At 74.7% G+C, this 14613-nt stretch carries 14 protein-coding genes; 4 read left to right on the forward strand and 10 right to left on the reverse strand.

Annotated features, from left to right (window positions below; translation table 11 throughout):
- Positions 1-91: 91 nt before the first annotated feature.
- Together M2302_RS08350 and M2302_RS08355 are read right to left on the reverse strand one after the other, a co-directional pair.
- Complete coding sequence (locus M2302_RS08350; protein WP_280837337.1) at positions 92-1894, reverse strand: alpha/beta hydrolase; 1803 nt, start codon at positions 1892-1894, stop codon at positions 92-94.
- 170 nt (positions 1895-2064) lie between these two features.
- Positions 2065-2427, reverse strand: a complete 363-nt coding sequence (locus M2302_RS08355; protein WP_280837338.1) for a hypothetical protein — start codon at positions 2425-2427, stop codon at positions 2065-2067.
- Positions 2428-2641: 214 nt separating this feature from the next.
- On the opposite strand from M2302_RS08355, the gene M2302_RS08360 reads away from it, so the two are divergent.
- A complete protein-coding gene (locus M2302_RS08360) occupies positions 2642-2962 on the forward strand; it encodes a hypothetical protein (protein WP_280837339.1) in 321 nt (106 codons plus the stop codon).
- Here M2302_RS08360 and M2302_RS08365 read toward each other — a convergent pair.
- From M2302_RS08365 to M2302_RS08395, 7 genes are all read right to left on the reverse strand, one after another.
- Positions 2949-4472, reverse strand: a complete 1524-nt coding sequence (locus tag M2302_RS08365; protein ID WP_280837340.1) for a serine/threonine-protein kinase — start codon at positions 4470-4472, stop codon at positions 2949-2951. The genes M2302_RS08360 and M2302_RS08365 overlap by 14 nt on opposite strands.
- Before the next feature lie 31 nt (positions 4473-4503).
- On the reverse strand, positions 4504-4995 hold the full coding sequence (locus tag M2302_RS08370; RefSeq protein ID WP_280837341.1) for a hypothetical protein: 492 nt from the start codon (positions 4993-4995) through the stop codon (positions 4504-4506).
- Positions 4996-5210: 215 nt separating this feature from the next.
- Positions 5211-8804 carry an adenylate/guanylate cyclase domain-containing protein gene (locus tag M2302_RS08375; RefSeq protein ID WP_280837342.1) on the reverse strand — a complete coding sequence of 1198 codons (3594 nt, stop codon included), beginning with the start codon at positions 8802-8804 and terminating at the stop codon, positions 5211-5213.
- Positions 8801-9634: an MBL fold metallo-hydrolase gene (locus M2302_RS08380; RefSeq protein ID WP_280837343.1), complete on the reverse strand. Its 834-nt coding sequence runs from the start codon at positions 9632-9634 to the stop codon at positions 8801-8803. The genes M2302_RS08375 and M2302_RS08380 overlap by 4 nt, the downstream gene beginning before the upstream one ends.
- A 122-nt stretch (positions 9635-9756) precedes the next feature.
- The gene (locus tag M2302_RS08385; RefSeq protein WP_154941322.1) at positions 9757-10218 is read right to left on the reverse strand and encodes a RidA family protein; all 462 of its coding nucleotides are present in this window, start codon (positions 10216-10218) and stop codon (positions 9757-9759) included.
- Between the two features lie 5 nt (positions 10219-10223).
- Positions 10224-10379, reverse strand: a complete 156-nt coding sequence (locus M2302_RS08390) for a hypothetical protein (RefSeq protein ID WP_088959894.1) — start codon at positions 10377-10379, stop codon at positions 10224-10226.
- A gap of 47 nt (positions 10380-10426) precedes the next feature.
- Positions 10427-10891 (reverse strand): hypothetical protein, encoded by a 465-nt coding sequence (locus tag M2302_RS08395; protein WP_280837344.1) that lies wholly within the window; start codon positions 10889-10891, stop codon positions 10427-10429.
- A 326-nt stretch (positions 10892-11217) separates the two neighbouring features.
- Here M2302_RS08395 and M2302_RS08400 point away from each other — a divergent pair, with 326 nt between their 5' ends.
- Genes M2302_RS08400 through M2302_RS08410 form a run of 3 tightly spaced genes read left to right on the forward strand, consistent with a single transcriptional unit; the run spans position 11218 to position 14009 of the window.
- On the forward strand, positions 11218-11799 hold the full coding sequence (locus tag M2302_RS08400; protein ID WP_280837345.1) for a hypothetical protein: 582 nt from the start codon (positions 11218-11220) through the stop codon (positions 11797-11799).
- 26 nt (positions 11800-11825) lie between these two features.
- Complete coding sequence (locus M2302_RS08405; RefSeq protein ID WP_280837346.1) at positions 11826-12803, forward strand: ArsA-related P-loop ATPase; 978 nt, start codon at positions 11826-11828, stop codon at positions 12801-12803.
- A gap of 54 nt (positions 12804-12857) precedes the next feature.
- Complete coding sequence (locus tag M2302_RS08410; protein WP_280837347.1) at positions 12858-14009, forward strand: ArsA-related P-loop ATPase; 1152 nt, start codon at positions 12858-12860, stop codon at positions 14007-14009.
- 6 nt (positions 14010-14015) lie between these two features.
- On the opposite strand, the gene M2302_RS08415 is transcribed toward M2302_RS08410, so the two are convergent.
- Positions 14016-14336 carry a WhiB family transcriptional regulator gene (locus M2302_RS08415; protein ID WP_280837348.1) on the reverse strand — a complete coding sequence of 107 codons (321 nt, stop codon included), beginning with the start codon at positions 14334-14336 and terminating at the stop codon, positions 14016-14018.
- Between the last annotated feature and the right edge of the window lie 277 nt (positions 14337-14613).

The raw sequence follows: 14613 nt of genomic DNA on the forward strand, positions 1-14613 counted from the left end.
CTTCGGTCGTCATCGGAACGGCGTGGAAAGTGACCGGGGTACGACAGGCGGCCCGAGCGCCCGCCGTACCCCGGCGTCCTTCACCGAACCGTCAGCGCACCGTCAGCGTGCCCACGGCGGGCCGCGGCGCGACGACCGGCGGGAGCCGCTTCGGCTCGCCCCGGGCCGGCTCGCCCTCGGCGGCCAGCGCGCTCTTCGGCGCGGCGGCCCGCGACGTCTCCGGCGCGGCCGGCACCTCGACGAAGGGCTGCACGTCACCGGTGCAGAGGGTGCCCTTCTTCGGCAACGTGCCCTTGAGCAGGTAGGCGTCGACGGCGCCGGTCACGCAGGCGGACGTCCCGTAGGCGGTGTGCCCCCAGCTGTCGCTGCTGAGCAGCCGGCTGTTCGGCAGCAGTTTCGCCGAGCTGACCGCCGCGTCGTAGTTGGTGGCCGGGTCCCAGTAGTTGCCGACCACCAGCACCGGAGCGCTGGTCTTCCGGTTGAACGGACCGGTGTAGGCGTCCTCGTCGCGCACCGTCCAGGTGTCCCGGGCGCACGGCGCGGCGCTCCAGCCCCAGGCCCGCCCGAAGTACGGGGCCCGCTTGTCCTCCTTGGCCGTCAGCGCCGGCCAGGCACCCGCGTCCTTCGGGTGGTACGCGTCGGTGCAGTCGACACCGAGGAACGTCTCCAACCCGTTGTTGTACGGGAAGTCGTACCGGCGCTGCTGCCGGGCCTGCTCGGCGCGCTTGGCGACGGCCGTGCGGGCCTGCGCCAGGCGGGCCGCGGTGGCCGCTCCCGGATCGGTGAGCACCAGCAGGTCGGCGGTGATCGAGGCGATGTCGGCGTAGCCGTACGGGCTGTAGAGGGAGCTGAGGCTGGCGCCGACGAAGTCGGCGTAGCTGACGGTGAACGACCCGCCGTCCGGGTCCTCGATCACCACCGGCTTCTTGCGCAGCCGCTGCGCCACCAGCTCGTACGAGGCGACCGGGTCGCCGGCCGCCAGGGAGCACTTCTCCTCGCCGGCCTTGTCGCAGCGGAGCAGGATCTCGCGCAGCGCCTGGTACGCCCCGTCGGCGCTGCGCAGCCGGGTCTCCTGGAGCTCGCCGCGGGCCTTGCCCTGGCCGACCCAGGCGTTCGGGTCGAGCATCCCGTCGACGGCCAGCGCCCGGAACCGGTCCGGGAACATGTTGGCGTAGTACTGGCCGAGCGCGGTGCCGTAGCTGAAGCCGAGGTAGCTGAGCTTCTTGTCGCCCACCGCCCGGCGCAGCACCTCCATGTCCCGGGCGACCTCGGCGGTGGACATCGCCCCGGTCAGCGGCTTGCCCGTGGTGGAGCAGGCCCGACCGACCGCTTTCGACGAGGCGATGTACGCCTTCTCCTCGGCCTTCGTCCACGGGAACGCCACGTTCAGCCCGGCGTACGCCCTGGTCTGGTCCTTGACCGACGGGAAGCACTTGACGTTGTCGCTGGCGGCGACGCCGCGCGGGTCGACCCCGACGATGTCGAAGCGGTCCAGCAGCTCGTCGGAGAGGAAGTACGGCGCGGCGAGCGCGATGTCGGTGCCGGAGCCGCCGGGGCCGCCCGGGTTGAGGAAGAGGCTGCCGATCCGGCTCTGCTGGTCGCGGGCCTTGACCCGGAGCAGCGCGATCTCGGTGGTGGCCCCCTTGGGCTGGTCGTAGTCCAGCGGCAACCGGGTGGTCGCGCACTCGGCGTAGCCGTAGCAGGCGTACCAGTCGAGCTTGGGCGTGGGCACGCGGTCGACCCGCCGGGCCTCGGCGGGACTGGTGCGGTCCGATGTGGTGGGTCGACCCCAGCCGGCGGTGACGGGCGACGCGGTTGCGGGCGCGATCGCCGATCCGGCGAGGAAGAGGCCGGCGATTCCTGCCGCGGCCAGGGACCGGGAAGTACGTGGCATGTGCTGCCTTCCGGTGGAGGACGGGGACTGTCGAGGTGACCCTCGACCTCCGTCACCCTAGGGGCGGCAGACAACGATCGCGGCCCGGCAAAACACCATCAAGAGGACCAACTATCCGGACGATGTAACGAAATTTTCATTGTCGACGCTGTTTAGTATCCTTCCGCCACTCAGGAGCCGACCTCCTCGAACCAGTCCGGCTCCGGCCCGGACGTCGGCCCGCCCGACTCCGGCGGCACGTGGTCGTCGACCACCCGCCAACCGGCGGCGTCCGCACGCAGCAGCAGGAAGGCGTCGATCTCGCTGTACGGCGCGCCGACGGCGTACACGGTGCCGCCGTCCACAGTGGCCTTCTCCAGCGAGCAGACGCCCCGCGGGTCCGGCCGGGCACCGGCGCAGTCGCCGACGTACCGGCGGTCGCCGCCGTAGGTGGCGGTCACGTAGCGGGACAGAGCCTCGGCGCGGGACACCAGCGCCGCCGGTCGGGTCGCCGCCGGCGGCGAGGGTGCGGCGGCGGAGGTGGTGACCAGCACGGAGGGGCGCGCCTCCTCCGGCGACGAGCCCTACCCGCAGGCGCCGAGCGGGCCCGACACCAGCAGTGCGACGACGATCCGGGACGTCCGGCGCATCGGCGTTCCTCCTTCGGACGACGTGATCGGATCATCGCACCGGGTGGCCGGCGGCTCCGCCGCCGCGACCCACCGGTGCGCGGATTGACAGCGCGCCCCACCCGGAGATGCTTGTCGGGTGGGACGAATCCTCAGGCCGGACCCGCGCGCCGTGGCGGCGGTCGCGTCGCTCGCCGCCGTGGCGGTGCTGGTGATCCTGCTCGTGCGGCACCCCGCCAACATCCTGACGGTGGGGCTGGCGCTGCTCTGCGTGCTGCTGGCCACGGTCGCCGGCACCGCCGTGGCCGCCCTGCGTGAGCAGCCCTCGGGGACGGGCGTCACCCCGCCGGGGCCGCCGGACGCCGGCCCCCCGGTGCTCGACGCGGACACCCTCGACGCCCTGGACAGCGCGGCCGTCCGCAGGAAGCTGGAGGAGCTGGACGACCTCAGGGACCGATGAGGGTGGGAGAGGCGAGCGCGTCCACGCCCTTGCCCGCCAGGCAGCGGTACGTCCGGCCGGTGTCCGTGCCGCTCGGCGGCAGGACCTCCAGGTTCCAGCCGGTGGGATAGGCCAACCCGCTGGTGAGCCGGAAGGTCCGCGCGTTGCAGACCCGGCGGACGGTCGGGTCCGCGCTGATCGCGGCGTGCCCCGCGCCGACCAGCGTGGGAGGCAGCTCACCCTCCACATAGGTCTCCCAGGTGTGCCGGCCGGCGCAGGACACCTGCGGTGCCACCGCCCGGTCGCCGCGCAACCGCACCGGGCCGAAGCACTCCAGCCCCGACGCGCAGTGCGCCCCGGGGGGCAGGGTCAGGGTGGACGAGCCGGCGACGCAGCCCGGCAGCGTGCCCCACGCGGCCGGCGAGGCGGATCCGGTGGCCGTCGGCGTCGGCGTGGGGGCGGCCACGGACGCGGCGTTGCCGGCGACCCAGGCACCGGCGCTCGCCGAGGCGGCCAGGGCGAGGACCGCGGCGCCGCCGAGGAACCACCGCCGCCGCCGGCGTCGCCCGTGCGGCACGGTCGGGTGGGCGTCCTCGGGCACCGGCCGCGGCGGGCCGGACCGGTCCACGGTGTACGGCCCGGAGGGGCCCCCGGAGATCGGCGCTCCGCTCACCGGCGCCCCGCTGACCGGGGACGACGGGACCGCGCCGAGCGGCAGGGCGGTGAGCAGGTCCCGCAGCTCGAGCGCGGACGGACGCGCGCCCGGGTCGTTGGACATCCCGGCGCGCAGCACGTCGACCAGTTCGGTCGGCACCCCGGGCAGCTCCGGGATGGGCTGGTTGAACATCTCCAGCACGGTGACCAGGCTCGGGTTCCGCTCCGACTGCCAGCGCGGCGGGCGGCCGTGCATCACCGCGTAGAGGGTGGCGCAGAGCGCGTAGACGTCGACGGCCGGCGAGGGCGGGCTGTGGCTGAACATCTCCGGCGGGGCGTACGCCGGGGTGAGCACCTCCAGGGTGACCGAGGCGTCGCGCACCTCGGCCAGCACCGCCAGCCCGAAGTCGGCCAGCACCGCCGGATTGAAGTGCGAGTGCAGGATGTTGGCCGGCTTGACGTCGCGGTGCAGCACCCCGGCCGCGTGGGAGTGGGCCAGCGCGTCGGCGATCTTGATGCCGAGGTCGCGGGTCTCCGCCGGGCCGAGCGGCGAGGTCCGCATCCGCTCGGCGTACGAGCCGTCGCAGAGCTCCATGATCAGGTAGGGGTGCTGGTCGACGGTGACCCCGACGTCGAAGAGGTCCACCACGTGCGGGTGGGACGACATCTTTCCGGCGGCGCGCGCCTCCCGGAGGAACCGGGCCTGGTCCCGCTCGCTGTCCAGCGTGCGGTTCTCCACCTTGACGGCGACCTCGCGCCCCACCGAGATCTGGGTGGCCCGGTAGACGGTCGCGTAGCCACCCCGGGCGAACACCCGCAGATCGGTCAGACCGGGCACGATGGGCAGCCGGAGGGCGCCGGGCGGGGTCTCGGTCACAGCTCTGAAAATACCCGTCCCGCCGGAGCGCTCAGCGGACCGTACCGGCGGCCGGTGCGGGACCGGCGCTCTCACCGGCACCCGGCGCGACGCCGTCCGGGCCATCGACGGATGTCGGCGCGGCCGCCCGGCGGGCGTCCCAGCGCAGGCCGACGGCGGTGGCGACCGCCCCCAGCCCCTCCCATGCAGCGACGCCGAGGAAGCGGTCCGGCGCGACGTCGGCCAGCACGATCAGGGTGAAGACGGTGAAGGTGACCAGCCGGAAAACGACCGTGAACCGGTAGAAGGCCCGCCACTCGGTGGCGACCGCCAGCAGGTAGTAGACGCCCATGTTGAACGAGGCCATCGAGGAGGCGGTGAGGAACGTGCCGGTGTAGTCGCCGGCCGCCCGCCGCGCGGGCACCTCGAAGCCGAGCATCCGCAACTGCGCCTCGGGCCAGACCAACCCGAGCGCGCCGAGCAGGAGCGCCAGCACGCCGAAGACCGCGATCGTCCAGCCGGCGCCGGAACGCGGCAGCCTCATCTGTCCTCCCCACCCCCAGGGCGCGGCCGGGTGACCGACCGCGTGGAAGGACACGCTAACCGCCCCCACCGACGCGCACATCCCCGAAACCGCCAGACCTCCCTCCCGCAGCACCCCCACCCCCGCCGTCGCCGCTTTCTGGGAAAGAGTGGCTATTCCGGCGTGGACAGCCACTCCTTCTCTGAAAGTGCGGGCCCTAGGGGGCCGGGGGTGGGTCAGGCTCCGGCGGCGAGGCGGGCGCGGAGGGCGTCGGCCGCGGCGCGTTCGCTGCGCTGCTCGGTCGCGTACGCCAGCCGGACCGCTTCCTCGGCGCAGGCCAGCGCCTCGACCGGCCGGCCGCAGGCGGCCAGCGCCTCGGCCAGCACCCTCGCCCCGATCACCTGGCTGCGCACGTCCTCGGCGGGGGCGGCGACGGCCCGGCGGGCCCAGTCCAGCGCCTGCTCCCGCTGACCGTGGGCGAGCAGGGCCGAGGCGTACCGGGCCATCGTCTGGCGGCGGGAGAAGAGCAGCGTCGGGGCGTTCGCGGCGGTGGTGGCCACCGGGGCGAGCAGCCCGACCGCGGTGGCCGAGTCGCCGGCGACGAGCCGGGCGGTCGCCAGCAGCACCCGGGGCGCGACCTGGGCCGGCGCCTGCGGGTTGTGCGGTTCGACGGCCGTCAGCACCGCCCGGGCGTCCCGCTCGGCGGTCTCGCAGTCGCCCATGTCCAGCGCGACGAAGCCGCGCAGCGTGCCGGCCATCCCGGTGAGCAGCGGGTGCGAGGTGCGCTCGCCGTACGCGAGGGCGTCGGTGAGCAGGTCGGCGGCGTGCTCCGGCTCGCCCAGGCCACGGGCCACCACGCCCCGCACCACCAGGGCGAAACCGCGCCCCCAGTCGTCGGAGACCTCGGCGAAGTCCCGGTACGCCCGGCGGGCCGACCGGTCCGCCTCGGCGATCTCGCCCAGTTCGGCACCGGCGAACGCCTCGACCGCGCGCAGCGTGCCGACCGCCCACGCCTCGCCGACCCGCTCGCCGAAGGGCAGGAAGACGTTCGCCAGCCGGCACGCCTCGTTCAGCCGGCCGGCGAGCAGCCGGGCGAACGCGGTGGTGCCGCGCAGCCAGGCCCGCCCGTACGGGTCCTTCAGCTCGGCGAAGAGCCGGGCGGCCCGGCCGAGCACCGCGTCGGTGCCGGCGAAGTCGCCCCGGGTGGTGGTCACCCAGGCCAGGTTCTGCAACGACCAGGCCTGCCCCCGCCGGTCCTGCGCGGCGAGGCTGACCTGGTACGACGCGGCGAGGCGGCTGCTGGCCTGGCCGAGCCGGCCGGCGACGAAGTCGGCCATCCCGAGCCGGCGCATCGCCGAGGCGCGCATCGTCGGCAGCCCGCCGGTGGTGGCCACCTGCATCGCCTCCTGCCAGCAGGTCACCGCCCGGACCTGGTCGCCGAGGGTCTGGTGGGCCTGCCCGGCGAGCAGGAGCGCGCTCGTCCGGGTGGCCGCGTCGTCGCCGGCGTTGGCCGCGATCTTCTCGGCGAAGGCGAGCGCGTCGGCGGGGCGGCCCACCTGGAGCAGGGCCCGGGCGTGCACCACCCGGTCGGCGGCGGGCACCCCGTCCCGGGCCAGCTCGGCGGCGCGTTCGGCGTACTCGACGGCGAGGGCCGGCTCGCCGACGTGCATCGACCGGCGAACGGCCCGGCCCAGCGCGGCCACGCCCAGTCCGACGACCGTGCGGGCCGGTGCGTCGGGCCGGAGCTTGACCGCGTCGGCGAGCACGGCGGCCCGCTCGACGTGCTCGGCGACGAAGTCGTCCCGGGCCGGGTCGGTGAAGCCGCCCGGCGGGGTGACCGGGCCGTCCGGCACCGGGGCCGCCCACCGGGCCAGCGCGGCGTGCCGCTCGGCCAGCTCGGCCTTGCTCACCCCGGCGTACGCGGCCTCCCGCATCAGCGGCGTGGCGAAGGCGTACCCGGCGCGGGTGCGGTGCAGCATGCGGCGTTGCAGCAGTTCCTCGACGGCCCGCTCCAGCTCGACCGCGGCCACCGCGGCAGGCCGGCCGTCCCGCCCGGCGCGCAGTTCGCGGAGCGCCTCCAGGGTGCCGGTCGGCACGGTGTCGCCGACCACGGCGGCGTCCCGCAGCACCGAGCGGGCGTCCGCCGGCAGTGCGTCGATGCGGGCGGCGAGCACGGCGGCCAGGTCGCGGGAGAGCAGCCGGCTGCCCAGCGAGCCGGGCGCCAGCCGCCAGCCGCCGGGGTTGTCGGCGCCCCGCTCGGTGACCGCGGTGAGCGCGCCCCGCTCCATCAGCAGGGTGACCAGCTCGGCCAGGTAGAACGGGTTGCCCTGGGCGGTGGCGAGGAGTCGGTCCGCGTCGGCCTGCGGCAGCCGGCCGCCGCCGAGGTAGGTGGTGAGCAGCCGGGCGGCGTCGGCGCCGCGCAGCGGGGGCAGCGCGTGCACCTCGGCGTCGGCGACCCGGGTCAGCGCCCCCGCCGTGCGCACCAGCTCCGGCCGGCCGAGCAGCATCACCAGCACCGGGCCGGCGAGCCGGGACAGCGTCATCCCGAGCGCGCTGATCGTCTCGGCGGTGGCGTCGTGCAGGTCGTCCACGATGATCACCAGCGGCGCCTCGGTGGCCAGGGCGCTGAGCAGCCCGGCGACCGCGTTCGGCACCGCTTCGGCGTCGGCGGGACCGCCGCCGGCGGTCCACTCCCCGTTGTCGGTGGCGCTGCCGTGCCCGCCGGGCAGCTCGGCGTACCCGAGCAGGGCCAGCAGCTGCTCGGTGGCGAGCGGCGCGACGCGCTGCCGGCCGAGCCGCTGGCCGAGCCGGCGCAGCCGCTCCTCCACGGCCGGGCGGGTGAGCGCGGTGGACGTGTCGTTGGGCAGGCCGACCGCGGCCCGGACCAGGTCGGCCAGCGGGGCGAGCCGGCGCCGCTCGCCGAAGGCGGCGCAGCGGACGGAGAGCACCCGGGCACCGGTGTGCGCGGCGTACCGGCCGGCGCCGACGTCGTAGCCGGCGGCGAGGCGTTCCACCTCGGCGGCGAAGCGGGACTTGCCGATCCCCGCCTCGGCGGTCATCAGCAGCACCCGGGGCTCGCTCCGGTCGATCACCTCGGCGAGCCGGCCGGCGACCCGGCCGATCTCGGTCTCCCGGCCCACGAACGGCGCCTCGTCGCCGAGGCCCGAGCGGGTGCCCGGGGCGTCCAGGAGCCCCAGCAGCTCGTACGCCTCGACCGGCTCGCGCTTGCCCTTGAGCCGCAGCGGGCGCAGCGCCCGCCAGGAGGCGACGTGCCGGGTGGCGGCGGAGGTGCGTGCGCCGCCGTAGACCGCGCCGACGGCGGCGGCGTCGGCGAGCCGGGCGGCGGTGTTCACCGTGTCGCCGATGACGGTGTACTCGATCGCCGCCTGGATGCCGGCGATCACGTCGCCGGTGTTCAGGCCGACCCGCAGGCCGAGCGGCGCGCCGCCGCCCCGCTCGTCGTCGAGCACCCGGCGGACCGCCCGCTGCATGGACAGCGCGGCGCGGACCGCCCGTTCGGCGTCGTCCTCGTGCGCGACCGGCGCGCCGAAGACCGCCATGATGCCGTCGCCGGTGAGCTTGTCGACGTGGCCGCCGAAGGTCTTGACCGCTCCGGCGAGCGCGGCGAGCACCCGGTCGGTGACCGCGCCGACCCGTTCCGGGTCCAGGTCCTCCGACCAGGAGGTGAAGTCGGACAGGTCGCCGAAGAGCACGGTGACGACCCGCCGCTCGGCGGCGGGCAGGGTCGCGGCGGCCGGCAGCGCGGCGCCGCAGTTGTGGCAGAAGCGGGCGCCGGGCACGGCGACGGTGCCGCACACGGGGCAGGTCACGGCTGCTCCAACTCCGTGACCCCGGTGCCGGATTCCCCGGGGGTGACCCCGAGGTACTCCAGTTGGGCCCGGACCGACCATTCGGCGGCCCACCAGAGCGACCGGTCGACGTCGGCGTAGACCCGGGCGACCACCTCGGGTGCGGTGGTCGCGCCCGCCTGGACCGCCGCGCGGACCTGGTCGAGCCGGGCCCGCCGGTGGGCCAGGTAGAACTCCGCCGCGGCGCCGCAGTCGGCCAGTGCCGGGCCGTGCCCGGGCAGCGCCGGGATCCCCCGGTACGCGGAGAGCAGTTCGAGGCTGGCGAGGTAGTCGCCGAGGTGCCCGTCGGGGTGGGCGACCACGGTGGTGCCCCGGCCGAGGATGGTGTCGCCGGTGAGCACGACCCGCTCGTCGCCGTGTTCGGCGAGGAAGCAGACCGAGTCGGCGGTGTGCCCGGGGGTCGGCACCAGGCGGACGGTGAAGCCGGCGGCCTCCACCGGGGCGTCCGGGGTCAGCGGCGCGGCGCCGATGGTGTGCGCCGGGTCGGCGGCCCGCACGGCGGCCCCGTCGAGCAGGTCGGCGAGGCGGGCGGCGCCCTCGGTGTGGTCGGGGTGCCCGTGGGTGATCAGCACCGAGCCGACCGGGCCGTGCGCGGCGATCCGGCCCAGGTGGCCCTCGTCCGCCGGTCCGGGGTCGACCACCACGGCGGGCGCGCCCGGGGCGGCACGCAGCACCCAGGTGTTCGTCCCGTCCAGCGTCATCGGCCCGGGATTGGGCGCCCGCAGCAGGGTCACCCAGCCGGGCAGCCCGTCCGCGAGCGCGGCCACCGGCCCCGTCACATGCCCGCCCATGGCTGCGATCGTACGACCCCGCCCGCCACTCCCCGCGATCTTGCAGCTTCGGCCGATGCTTTGTAGCCGTTCGCGGCTTTCAGCGGCCACGGAACACGCAGGATCGCGGGGGGGCGGTGCGGTCAGGCGACCTCGACGATGACCTCGACCTCGACCGGGGCGTCGAGCGGCAGCTCGGCGACGCCGACGGCGGAGCGGGCGTGCCGGCCAGCCTCGCCGAAGACCGCGCCGAAGAGGTCCGAAGCGCCGTTGATCACGCCGGGCTGGCCGGTGAACCCGGACGCGCTCGCGACGAAGCCGGTCAGCTTCACGATCTTGACGACGTTCTCCAGGCCGACCAGGGCGTCGACCGCCGCGAGGGCGTTCAGCGCGCACCGCTCGGCGAGGTCCTTGGCCTGCTCGGCGGAGACGCCGGCGCCGACCTTGCCGGTGGCGAGCAGCTTGCCCTCGGCGATCGGCAGCTGGCCGGAGACGTAGACGTGCTGGCCGGACTGCACCGCCGGCACGTAACTGGCCACCGGTGGCACGACCTCGGGCAGGGCCAGCCCGAGTTCCGCCAGCTTGGCGTGAGGCCCGTTGCTCATGCCCGTCAGCCCTTCGGACGCTTCAGGTAGGCGACCAGCTGGTCCGGGTTCGGGCCGGGGACCACGGCGACCAACTCCCAGCCGTCCTCGCCCCAGTTGTCGAGGATCTGCTTGGTCGCGTGGACCAGCAGCGGGACCGTGGCGTATTCCCACTTCTGCATCGGTGGAAGGCTCCCTTGCCTGGCGTGGACTGGTTTCCAGGCACAGCCTACGGTTTGGGCGTCGGCCGGGGCGCGGGACGCTGCTCGGGGGCGGTCGGCACCTCGCCGCACGGGCCCTCGTGGTCGTACGGCTGGGGGCAGCGGGACCTGTCGGGCAGCAGCAGGTCGCAGAAGACGCGGTGCCGATTGTTCTGGTCGTCGGCGGTCGAGACGGTGGTGTCCCCGGCGTCCAGCTCGGGCAGGAAGCCCAGCGAGACCGCCACCGTGCCGGCCAGCGCGGTGGCCGCCGACAGGTCGGCCACCCGGATCGGCAGGTGGATGACGTAGCCGGGCTCGTCCTCGTCCCGCCCGCCCGCACGGCTCAGGATGCGCAGCACCTCGTTCGGCTCGGCGCACCGGCGGTACGACCGCTCGTTGATCGGGAGACCGTCCGTGTCCCCCCGGTCGGCGAGCCGGCCGGCCCGGTCGCTGGGCGGGAACTGGGCTCGAGCGATGTTGTCCGCGTCGCGCATGTACTGCCTCCGGGCCTCAAACCATGAACTGACCGCCGTCCGGACCGGGCCCACCGCCCGACCCGCTCCCCCGCCGGCACGAACGTAGGACCGCAGCCCGGACAGCCACAACGGGACGCGCATGGCTGATCACCTGGAGTCACATATACGACACATGCCGCGTCCGGAACGTGACGACGCGGGCCGACGGCTCGTGAACGGTGCGCCACGGAAGGACCCATCGACCGCTACCCTTCTGCCTCGGACGGGCGAGCCACGTCGCCCGCCGCGCCCGCACCCTCTTCCACGCCCAGCGGCGGCGAGGACGCCCATCCCCGGGGGACCAGATGACGCAACCGCCGAACGACGGAGCGACCGGATCGCCGGCCACCCCCGCGCCGGGCGACACCACCCCCGACGAGCCTGGGCCGGGCGCCGTCCCGGCGCCCCCGCCCGCCTACCCGGCGTACCAGGCGCCGGTGGCCCGGCGCCGGCGCGGCCTGCTCATCGCCTCGCTCGTACTGGCCGGCGCTCTGCTGCTCTGCGGCGGGGGCGGGACGGCCGCCTTCCTGGCCCTGCGGAACACCGAGGACGGCGAGGGTGCCAAGGAGCCGGCGGTCGCGGTGGACAACTTCCTCACCGCCGTCTACCGGGACCAGGACGCGAAGAAGGCGGCCGACCACGTCTGCTCGGCCGCCCGCGACCAGGAGAAGCTCGACGCCAAGGTGGCCGAGGTGCGCAGGTACGCGGCCGGCTACGCCAACCCGCGTTTCCGCTGGGCCAGCCCGAAGGTGGACAACCAGACCGGGGACCGGGCCACCGTCACCACCAAGGTCACCATGACCACCGCAGACGAGAAGGTCGCCGAGCAGGCGCTGCGCTTCACCGTCGTACGGAAGACGGGTTGGTGGGTCTGCGAGGTGGCCTGACGCCGCCGGGTGGATAGGCTCGACGGGTGCGAGCAGCAGAGCGGCCGGCCGACCCGGCCTCCACCGGATGGCCGGCCCGCCTGCACGTGGTCACCGGCAAGGGCGGCACCGGCAAGACCAGCGTCGCGGCGGCCCTGGCGCTGGCCCTGGCCGAGGGCGGCCGGCGCACCCTGCTGGTCGAGGTCGAGGGGCGGCAGGGCATCGCCCAGCTCTTCGGCACCGACCCGCTGCCGTACGAGGAGCGGCACCTCACCGACGCCCCGGGTGGCGGCGAGGTACGGGCCCTGGCGGTGGACGCCGAGGAGGCCCTGCTGGAGTACCTCGACATGTTCTACAAGCTCGGGGCGGCCGGCCGGGCGCTGCGCAAGCTCGGCGCCATCGACTTCGCCACCACCATCGCGCCGGGACTGCGGGACGTGCTGCTCACCGGCAAGGTGAAGGAGGCGACCACCCGCACCACCGGCCAGCGCCGGGCGTACGACGCGGTGGTGCTGGACGCGCCGCCGACCGGGCGGATCGGCCGCTTCCTCAACGTCACCGCGGAGACCGCCCGGCTGGCCAAGGTCGGCCCGATCAAGACCCAGAGCGAGGGGGTCGCCGCGCTGCTGCGCTCCCCGATGACCGCGGTGCACGTGGTCACGCTGCTGGAGGAGATGCCGGTCCAGGAGACGGTCGACGCGATCGCCGAGCTGACCCAGCTGGGCTTCCCGGTGGGGCGGGTGATCGTCAACGGCGCCCGGCCGCCGGTGCCGGCCGGGCGTGAGGTCACCCAGGCCGAGCTGAAGCGGGGGCTGCTCGCCGCCGGGCTGCCGGCCGACCGGGCCACCGTGGCCGGGCTGGCCGGCGAGGCACGGGACCAGCAGATCCGGCGCGAGCTGGAGGACTCCCTCCGGACGGACCTGGTGGAGCTGAGGCTGCCCCTGACCGAGCTGCCGCTGCTCCCCGACGGGGTGGACCGGGCCGGGCTGGATCGGCTCGCCGAACTCCTCGGCCGGGCCGATTGACTCACACCTGACCTCGGCACGGGCGCACGGACCCCACCGGCCCGATACGCTCGATTGGTGCCTTCCGAAGACGCGGCGCCACGGCTGGACGTCGACCAGATCCTCGCCGATCCCGGCGTGCGGATCGTCGTGTGCTGCGGCGCCGGCGGTGTGGGTAAGACGACCACGGCCGCCGCGCTCGCCCTGCGGGCGGCCGAGCGGCACGGCCGGCGGACGGTGGTGCTCACCATCGACCCGGCCCGCCGGCTGGCCCAGTCGCTCGGCCTGACCGAGCTGGACAACACGCCCCGCCAGGTCAAGGGCCTCGACGTCGAGGCCAGCGGCGGCGAGTTGCACGCCATGATGCTGGACATGAAGCGCACCTTCGACGACGTGGTACTCCAGCACACCGATCCGACGAAGGCGGCGGAGATCTTCGCCAACCCCTTCTACCAGGCCATGAGCTCGACCTTCGCCGGCACTCAGGAGTACATGGCGATGGAGAAGCTGGGTCAGTTGCACGCCCGCGGCGAGTGGGACCTGATCGTGGTGGACACCCCGCCGTCCCGCTCCGCGTTGGACTTCCTGGACGCCCCGGCCCGGCTCTCCCGCTTCCTCGACGGGCGGATGCTGCGGCTGCTGCTGGCGCCGGCGCGCAGCGGGGGGCGGAGCATGTTCAGCCTCGTCACCGCCAGCTTCGGGATGTTCTCCAAGGTGGTGCAGAAGGTGCTCGGCGCGCAGCTGCTCACCGATCTCTCCGGCTTCGTCGCCGCACTGGATTCGATGTTCGGGGGCTTCCGGCAGCGGGCGGAGCAGACGTACCGCATCCTGCAGGCCCGGGAGACGGCCTTCCTGCTGGTCGCGGCGCCGGAACCGGACGCGGTCCGGGAGGCGGCCTACTTCGCCGGGCGGCTGCGCGAGGAGCGGATGCCGCTGGCCGGCCTGGTGCTCAACCGGGTGCACCGGCCGGCGGTGCCCGATCTGGGGGCGGCGGAGAGCGTCGCCGCCGCGGGGCGGCTGGCGGAGCTGGGCGGGCACGACGCGACCGTCGACGTGCTGCGGGCGCACGCCGCGCTGGCCCAGCAGGCGGTACGCGAACAGCAGGTGGCGACCCGGTTCACCGAGGAGTTCCCGACGGTGCCGGCCGTGTCGGTGACGGCGCAGCCCGCCGACGTGCACGACGTCGACGGGCTGCGGACGATCGGCGCGGCGATCAGCCGGCCGTGACCGGCGTCAGCCGGCGGCGGTGACCAGGACCTTGTCCTTGCCGGTCTGGTCCTTGGCGTTCTTCTTCATCGCGGCCTCGAACATCTTGCGCCAGCTCGTCACCTGCGGGTGCCGACGCAGCAGCGCCCGGCGTTCGCGTTCGGTCATGCCACCCCACACCCCGAACTCGATCCGGTTGTCGAGCGCGTCGGCCAGGCACTCGTACCGAACTGGGCAGCTCCGGCAGATCCTCTTCGCCACGTTCTGTTCGGCGCCCTGTACGAACAACGCGTCCGGGTCCCCGTTCTGACACGCCGCCAGTGACGGCCAGTCAGTGATCATGCCCATGTGTACACGTCCCCCCTTGCAGTACCTACCGACCTCGTGCGACCAGCCGTGAATTTCCCCCCGGTCGTCCGGCCCGTTCCTTCCCCAAGGAGGCACGGACGACGTGTGGCTGTCGCCGCTACCATCATGCTCTGTAGTCGCCTGATTACGCAACGTTGTCGGCGAAATCCATCATTACGGACACTCCCGGCTTACCGGGCCTTCGCCCGCCGCTTACCCGGCCCGGGTACGTGAAAACGCTGCGGGGGCTCCACCGTTCGGTGGAGACTCGCGGCAG

Origin of the sequence: Micromonospora sp. A200 (genome assembly GCF_029893845.1) — a bacterium.
Taxonomy (GTDB): Bacteria; Actinomycetota; Actinomycetes; order Mycobacteriales; family Micromonosporaceae; genus Micromonospora; species Micromonospora purpureochromogenes.

What these genes read in the sequence shown, in the direction of transcription:
- M2302_RS08395 (WP_280837344.1), bottom strand. Translation starts at nt 10,891, where the DNA reads ATGCGCGACGCGGACAACATCGCTCGAGCCCAGTTCCCGCCCAGCGAC.
- M2302_RS08350 (WP_280837337.1), bottom strand. Translation starts at nt 1,894, where the DNA reads ATGCCACGTACTTCCCGGTCCCTGGCCGCGGCAGGAATCGCCGGCCTC.
- M2302_RS08380 (WP_280837343.1), bottom strand. Translation starts at nt 9,634, where the DNA reads ATGGGCGGGCATGTGACGGGGCCGGTGGCCGCGCTCGCGGACGGGCTG.
- M2302_RS08390 (WP_088959894.1), bottom strand. Translation starts at nt 10,379, where the DNA reads ATGCAGAAGTGGGAATACGCCACGGTCCCGCTGCTGGTCCACGCGACC.
- M2302_RS08370 (WP_280837341.1), bottom strand. Translation starts at nt 4,995, where the DNA reads ATGAGGCTGCCGCGTTCCGGCGCCGGCTGGACGATCGCGGTCTTCGGC.
- M2302_RS08400 (WP_280837345.1), top strand. Translation starts at nt 11,218, where the DNA reads ATGACGCAACCGCCGAACGACGGAGCGACCGGATCGCCGGCCACCCCC.
- M2302_RS08385 (WP_154941322.1), bottom strand. Translation starts at nt 10,218, where the DNA reads ATGAGCAACGGGCCTCACGCCAAGCTGGCGGAACTCGGGCTGGCCCTG.
- M2302_RS08415 (WP_280837348.1), bottom strand. Translation starts at nt 14,336, where the DNA reads ATGGGCATGATCACTGACTGGCCGTCACTGGCGGCGTGTCAGAACGGG.